This window comes from Streptomyces sp. NPDC018964 (genome assembly GCF_044390325.1).
Taxonomy (GTDB): Bacteria; Actinomycetota; Actinomycetes; order Streptomycetales; family Streptomycetaceae; genus Streptomyces.
The window spans coordinates 595276-601851 of sequence record NZ_JBIRYZ010000002.1 but is presented as its reverse complement, the minus strand read 5'-3'; the positions used below and the strand labels follow the sequence as shown (position 1 = coordinate 601851).

5 protein-coding genes and 1 pseudogene are annotated in these 6576 nt (G+C 68.7%); 3 read left to right on the top strand and 3 right to left on the bottom strand.

Annotation, left to right across the window (positions count from 1 at the left end; genetic code table 11):
* Window positions 1-187: 187 nt before the first annotated feature.
* From ACH5AO_RS05385 to ACH5AO_RS05375, 3 genes and pseudogenes are all read right to left on the bottom strand, one after another.
* Entirely contained in the window at window positions 188-1348 is a 1161-nt protein-coding gene (locus tag ACH5AO_RS05385) for an abortive phage infection protein (protein ID WP_398921969.1), read from the bottom strand.
* Between the two features lie 465 nt (window positions 1349-1813).
* Window positions 1814-2917, bottom strand: a complete 1104-nt coding sequence (locus tag ACH5AO_RS05380) for a hypothetical protein (RefSeq protein ID WP_398921967.1) — start codon at window positions 2915-2917, stop codon at window positions 1814-1816.
* 77 nt (window positions 2918-2994) lie between these two features.
* A pseudogene (locus tag ACH5AO_RS05375) lies at window positions 2995-3224 on the bottom strand (hypothetical protein); the annotation flags it as partial.
* A gap of 628 nt (window positions 3225-3852) precedes the next feature.
* On the opposite strand from ACH5AO_RS05375, the gene ACH5AO_RS05370 reads away from it, so the two are divergent.
* Genes ACH5AO_RS05370 through ACH5AO_RS05360 form a run of 3 tightly spaced genes read left to right on the top strand, consistent with a single transcriptional unit; the run spans window position 3853 to window position 6568 of the window.
* A complete protein-coding gene (locus tag ACH5AO_RS05370; protein ID WP_398921965.1) occupies window positions 3853-4374 on the top strand; it encodes a hypothetical protein in 522 nt (173 codons plus the stop codon).
* Window positions 4371-5528, top strand: coding sequence for a pyridoxal phosphate-dependent aminotransferase (locus ACH5AO_RS05365; protein ID WP_398921963.1), 1158 nt, complete (start codon window positions 4371-4373; stop codon window positions 5526-5528). The genes ACH5AO_RS05370 and ACH5AO_RS05365 overlap by 4 nt, the downstream gene beginning before the upstream one ends.
* Complete coding sequence (locus ACH5AO_RS05360) at window positions 5525-6568, top strand: NAD(P)-dependent oxidoreductase (RefSeq protein ID WP_398921961.1); 1044 nt, start codon at window positions 5525-5527, stop codon at window positions 6566-6568. The genes ACH5AO_RS05365 and ACH5AO_RS05360 overlap by 4 nt, the downstream gene beginning before the upstream one ends.
* The last annotated feature ends 8 nt before the right edge of the window (window positions 6569-6576 follow it).

Here is a 6576-nt window from a genome sequence, read left to right as displayed (position 1 = left end):
GCCGCCGGCATCTGGCACAACTGGACCACCGGCGCCAAGATCAAACGGTCCCTGATCGCCTATGACCACTGAGAACATCGGACTCATTCATCTAGGGGCGGGACTGCCGTCCTCGGCGTTCCGTCGCTCGTGTCCGGGGCGTGGTGCGGGGCCGGGGCAGTGGCCGGCCCTGCACCACGCCGCGCGTCTACCGCCCGTACCGCCCGTACCGCCCGTACCGCCGGGCCAGCGCGTGGAAGGCCTCCTTGCGTTCCCAGTGCCAGTCGGAGGCCGGGTCGTCCGGGTCGTCCCTGAGCACCTTGGTGATGCTGTAGCTCGCCATGTCGAGGTCATGGCGCGGGTCGTCCGGGCGGTGCGTGGCGTCCGGGGTGACGAACTCGAAGGCCATCGCCGCGTACAGGCCCATCGACTCGAACACGTCGAGCAGACCGGTCACGTACTCGGCCTGCACCCGCTCGCTGCGGACCAGACCGCCCCTGATCTCCGGCGGGTCCTTCTCGTAGTCGACCGCTTCCCAGCCCATGCCGCCCGCCTCCGGCGCACCGGCATAGGCGCACGTACCGAACTCGGTGATGGCGAGCGGCTTGCCCCAGCGTTGGTGGCGCCGCAGTTCACGGACGTGGTCCCGCCGTCGGGGGTGGTGCGCGTAGTAGTCGATGCCGACGACGTCGAAGAGGTCCCAGTCGACCGTGTCGTCCTGAGCGGCGGCGTAGCCCAGCCGTCCGCCGAAGACGGAGCGGCCGGTCGCGGCGGCCCTCGCGGTGAAGCGGTCGAGGCGGCGCTGCATCGGTTCCAGGTCGACCGTGCCGTTCTTGAGGTTCTCGACGCGTTCGAGGACCGTCTCACCGGGGACGATGCCCGGCACGAACAGCCAGAACTCGCACCCCACGCTCAGTTCGACGCTCGCCCCCTGCCTCCGCAGCCGCTCCGCGAAGCGTCCGCATTCCGCGAGGTGTTCGAGGATGTCCCGCTGCGGGGCGTCCCCGAGGGTCGGCTGGAGCCAGACGTGCAGGCCGCGTTCGGCGGCCTCGGCGGCGGTGGCGGTGAGCCGTTCCACCCCGTCGCCGGTGACGTCGATCGTGTCGGCGTGCAGTTCGTCGCGGATGGCCCGCACATCGGTCCGCATCCGCCGCGCGCTCCACGCCGTGCCCGGGGTCTCCCCCGCCCCCAGCGTGTAGACGACCCCGCGCCTGCGCAGTCCCCGCCGCCGTGCCGGCTCCGCCGCCCCCGCCTGCCCGGCCGGCCACCCCGCGCCGGCGAGTCCCGCCGTCGTCGCCACCCCGGCCAGGAGGAACCTCGCCCGGCTGATCCCCTCGGTCCGCTGCTGTCCGTTCCCCGTGTTCTCCATACCGTCCACCGTGCCGGACCGCTCCACGGAGGTCACCGCGCCATCGGTCTACGGCACGGCGACCGAGGGATGCGGCGCCGGCGACTTCCGTACCGCTCGTCCGACCGGACGATGAACCGCCGACGACGCCGCCGGCGTGATTCCTCGGCCCGGTCGCAGTCGAGTCGGCGCTGTCGGGCAGACAGTCGACGGCCCGGTCCTGCTGGACCTCACCGACCTTCCCGGCGAGCGGTCCGACGAGCACGAGCGCGGCCAGCCACAGTCCGACCACCGCCCAGGGCACGAGGCGCTGGCACCGTACTGGTGTCCTTGCGTCCCCCATGCGACGGGCTCCCCTCCGGTCGGGTGTCCGGGTCGGTTCCCAGACTCCTGGCGGAAGGGGCGCGGGTCGTCGGACGTGGGGTCGAATCGGGGGGTACTGCGGGGGGCACGGGGACGGCGTTACTCCCGCGGGAGTAACCGGGGCTACCCCCGGTCGACCATCCAGGTGCCGTCCTCCTCGTTGTCGACCCGTACCTCCAGTTCACGGATGCTCATGCCCACCTCCCACAGTTCCCGGAAGCGTTTCATCCGGTCCTGGACGTGGTCGCGTCGCGCGTTGAGCCGGGTCCTGACGTTGACGTCGCGCAAGTCCTGCTCGATCTCGAAGGAGACCTCCTCGTCGAAGACGACGAAATCGCTGGTGGAGCCGCGCAGCAGGCGCGGCGGCAGTTCCGGCAGGACTGCCACGCGCACTTCGATGTGCATGGTCTCCTGCTCCTCGCACAGCCGCAGCAGCCAGTCGTCCAGTCCCCGCGCGCTCTCCAGCAAGAACAGCCGTCGTACCGGCATGCCGTGTTCCTCGATCGCCTCCCGCTGGGCGGTGAGATAACGGCCGGCGGGCTCGCTGTTCCAGAACTCTCGGTCGGCTGAGGTGCTGATGGCGTCGACCGAGCGCTCGGCGGCGTGAGTGAGGCTGAGCATCCAGTCGTGGTTCTCGCCGTGGCACTCCACGGTCATGCCGGCCAGCGCCGTCATGTGCCCGACGACCCGCTGCATCTCCAGACGGACGAAGGAGGAGAGGATCGGCAGGCCCGGTGTCAGGGCGTCGGAAAGGCGCTTGGCCAGTTCCGGTACGCCGCCGGTGCGGACGCGGTCGAGCGGCGGGTACGACTCGGGCAGCGGAGCCTGCTCGGCGAGCCGGGTCTCGACGAGCCGCGGCATGTCCTCGGTGTGCCCGGCCGGGCCGGTCCGCGGATCGTCGTGCCGTTCCAGCCCGTCCCGTACGGTCTCGGCGAGGACGCTCTGGGTGCGCAGGCCCTGTTCCTCGTGCCTGCGGTCCGGGGCGAGGAGGTGCAGGAGGGTCACGGTGGCGGCGGCGCACAGCAGTCCGGCTGCGAGCTGCCGGAGTGCCGCGCCGTCCGGGTACAGCAGGGCGGCTACGCCCCCGACGACGACGCCGACGGTGAGGCCGGTCAGAATTCTGCGCGTCCACTCGGCCCGGTCGGGTGACCAGGATGTGCCGAGGGCGACGTCCGCGCCGGGCGGGTGCTCCGTCTCCTCGGGCTGGGGTGACTGTGCCGTGCTCATCTCGTTTCTCCCCCCGTTGGGAAACGCGTCGGATCGGGGTGCGGGAATGTGCGCCGGAGCCGTGGCGGCGCGCTCAGGGGCTCAACTCGCCTCCTGGTGGGGATGGCGGGCAGGGCGAGCTGGTTCCGGACGCGCTGCACCAGGGTGCGCCACTGGCGGGTGAAGCCGGGGCAGTCCTCCAGCGCCTCCCGGAGAGGGCGAGTGGGCGGGCGACGCGGGCCCGGGGCATCCACGGGTGCAGCAGATGGTCCACGGCGGGCCGCAGCACGGCGACGACGGCGGTGCAGTCCTCGCCGGAGCGGAGGCGCGGCCGGGCGTCCGCCACCGGGCCCAGCGCGGACATCCGGCCCAGTTGCTCCAGAACGGCGGGCAGAGGGGAAGTGCACGAGCAGGCACGGACTCACCTGCCCGACACCGATATGCGGCTGATCTCCTTGCGCTCGCGTCCGGGGGTGTGCGAGAACGAACCGTCGCCGTTCCGGCTTGATCGCGCTCTTATGCGCTGGGCTCGCAGGGTAGTGCACTCAGGTGATGCCTCGGATTGCCGGGCTCGTGAGGAGGGCTGTGGAGCTGTGACGTCGTTACCGAAGGCATATTGCACACCAGGGAAGCTGACGGAGTATCTCCCGGATCCATGTGAACCGATCGACCGGTGGTTTCAGGCCAAGAACGCGTCAAACGTTCGCACAACGGCCCGAATCGTCCAGGACCTGTGCCCGGCGGCCGACCTGTTCGTGGATCCCCTTGCCGGCGGCGGGAGTTCGGCTTGCGCGGCACGCCTGCTCGGCTTGCCCTTCTTCGGTATCGAATTGGACCCCTTACTGGCATGCGTGTGTCTCGCCAAGTCGACGGCTGAATCCGGACACGCGCGAGCCGTGCCTCCACTGGTCATTCCTGACCAGCCACTGGCATCGTGTCTCTCAGTGACTCGCCGTATGAGCGGAAGCACCGAGCATCCCGTGTCGGACCACGAAATACTGGCGGATCTGGCGGATGTCCCGCGCCCGTCCGCCAAGTCGCGCGTGCTGTGGGGCGACGCGACTCGGGCGGAGACATGGGACGAGTTGCATGAGGAGGCACGGCACGCCGTGCTCTACACCTCTCCGCCATTCGGCCTCTCGTCGCCACGGCCCCAGGCGCCTCCAGGGCTTCGGGCGGAGGCCGAGCTGGCCCTGGAAGCGGCGAAGGCCGCTCGGTCCGACATCGGGCCTGGCACCTTTGCCTCGTACGACCAGATCGCATCCGCCGTCGTTCTCCGCGCGGCGCACAGGCTCCGGCGGCTCACCGTGATACTTGAGCACGAGCCGGCCGACGACGGCTCCGATTCCCGTGCCCCGACGATCCGTCGACTGACCGACGCACTGGGCGGTCGCATACGGGACGTCCGAATCCTGGAGTGCGGCACCTACTCACCACGTGGCTTGTTTTCTCTGATCGTCTGCGAGGTAGCTCAGTGAAGACGGACTCATCCACTTACTCACTCACCGAACACGAGTGGCCCGCGCTCGCCGCCGGCACCATCAATCTGGCCGACGCGCACGCCCGTCACTCCCTCTCCTCCGACTCCGTCCGACGTATTTCCGAGGTAACGCAAAACCTCTTGGCTGACAGCGGTTCCGACTACTTCGAGGCAGAAGCCTGGTTCCGCGAGGCTCTCACCCGCCACACCGGCCAGCGCTACCCGGTTCGCTCCTCCTATCTGACCTACTCCGCTTCCATCGCCCTGGATGTGATCGCCAAGTACCTGCGGTCGGTGCGAGGGCCGATCGGTGTGCTCACGCCGACTTTCGACAGTGTGCCGGCGCTCTTCACCAGGAGCGGCCTGGATCTGATGCCCGTCCCAGAAGACCGCATCCTGCCGAACTGCGACACCGGCTTCCTCGACTCACTGGGACTCGGCGCACTCGTCGTCGTAGCGCCGAACAACCCGACCGGCGCGATACTGACGCCCGACCAGGCATCCACGCTTCTCGAGTGGGGGGCTCGACACGACGTACTTCTCGTTCTTGACGCGTCATTCCGGATGTTCGATCCAGGGCTGAAGCTGGACCTCGTCGACATGGCGAACGACATGGGAGCCGACGTCACGACGGTCGATGACACCGGCAAGGCCATCCCCTTGCACGACACCAAGGTCGGAGTGCTCACAGCTACCCGTTCCCTTGTCCGCGACCTCGGTTCCATCTGCACCGATGTGCTCCTCAACGTCTCGGAGCTCAACATCCGGATGCTCGCGGCGCTATTGGAGGACGACGGACCGCATGGGGAAGTCGCCCGTGCTCGCGCTGTCGCCGCCGCCAATCAAAGGCATCTGGAACAACGTTTCGGTCTCACCCTGAGCCTTCCGGATGAGCACGCGTTCCAACAGAGCGTCGCCTGGCTGCACTTGGGGGAAAACCGGGACGCTGTCATCGATGCCTGCCAAGCCCGGTCAGTAATGGTGCTGCCAGGTGACCGCTTCTACTGGGACCGTGATCGCGGTGACACGGACAATCCGGGATCGCAGTGGATACGCGTGCCGCTCCTGCGCGACAAGGACTTGTTCAGCCGGGGCCTGGACGCCCTGGACAGCGCCCGGCGTTCCGTACAGGCCCCAGGGGGGACGATGTGAGCAGCGACGGCAAGATCGTGCTGGTGACCGGCACCACGCTGGTCGTCCCCTCGGCGCTCCAGGAGATCGAAGCCCGCGGGTACACCCTGCGCAGGCTTGAGCAGGACGAGATCAGCGGGGCTGAGCTTCGCCAGGCACTGCTGGGCGCGTCGGGGTATGTCATCGGCGGTTACGAGGAACCGGAGGCCGAGCACTTCGAGGAAGCGGAACTGCTGGAGGCTGTGGCCTTCGTGGGCTCCGATTACCGGGGCTTCGTGCCGGGTTGGCGGCGCGCCATGGAACTCGGCATCGCCTTTTCCGCGACCCCGGGCGCGAATGCCGACTCCGTGGCGGAATTCACGGTATTCCTCATGCTGGCTCTGGCACGACCAATTATCGGATCGGTCGCTCGTTCGGGAGTCGACGGGCTCATCGCGCCCGAAACAATGGGGCCTGCGGCGTTGGAACTGCGTGGTCTCACCCTTGGTGTCATCGGCCCGGGCCGCATCGGCACGCGTGTGGCCACTATCGCTTCGGCCGGTCTCGGCATGCGCGTCGTCTATTCCGGTCCACGCCGGAAACCGGAGTTCGAATCCGTTACTTCGGCGCGATATCTCGAGAAGCCGGAGCTGCTGGCGATGTCGAACGTAGTGAGTCTGCATCGTCCCGGCCCCGCACGGGGAGAGCGGCCGGAGATCGGCCGCACCGATCTGGAGCAGATGAAGGACGGTGCACTGCTGATCAACTGCGGGCATCCAGACCTCGTCGATCCAGCCGCCCTCTTTCAGATCCTCAGCGGGAACCGCGGGATACGGGCGGCGAGCGACGGGCTGCGCCGCTCGTCTGCCTGGCAGAAACTGGTGTCCCTGGGGCCCGAGCGCTTCCTGTGTCTCCCGCAGACCGGCTTTCACACCACGGCGGCAAACCTGCGGGCCTCGTCGCTCGCCGTGCAGACGGTCTGCGCCGTTCTGGAGGGCACGGACGCGGAGTCCGCAGTCGAGAACCCGGGCTACCGGGAAGTCAGACGGACAATCGGGCGAACGATCAGGGACCGCGGTTGAGACCTGCG

Coding starts and splice junctions, on each gene's coding strand:
- ACH5AO_RS05370 (WP_398921965.1), top strand. CDS start 3,853: ATGAGCGGAAGCACCGAGCATCCCGTGTCGGACCACGAAATACTGGCG.
- ACH5AO_RS05385 (WP_398921969.1), bottom strand. CDS start 1,348: ATGGAGAACACGGGGAACGGACAGCAGCGGACCGAGGGGATCAGCCGG.
- ACH5AO_RS05380 (WP_398921967.1), bottom strand. CDS start 2,917: ATGAGCACGGCACAGTCACCCCAGCCCGAGGAGACGGAGCACCCGCCC.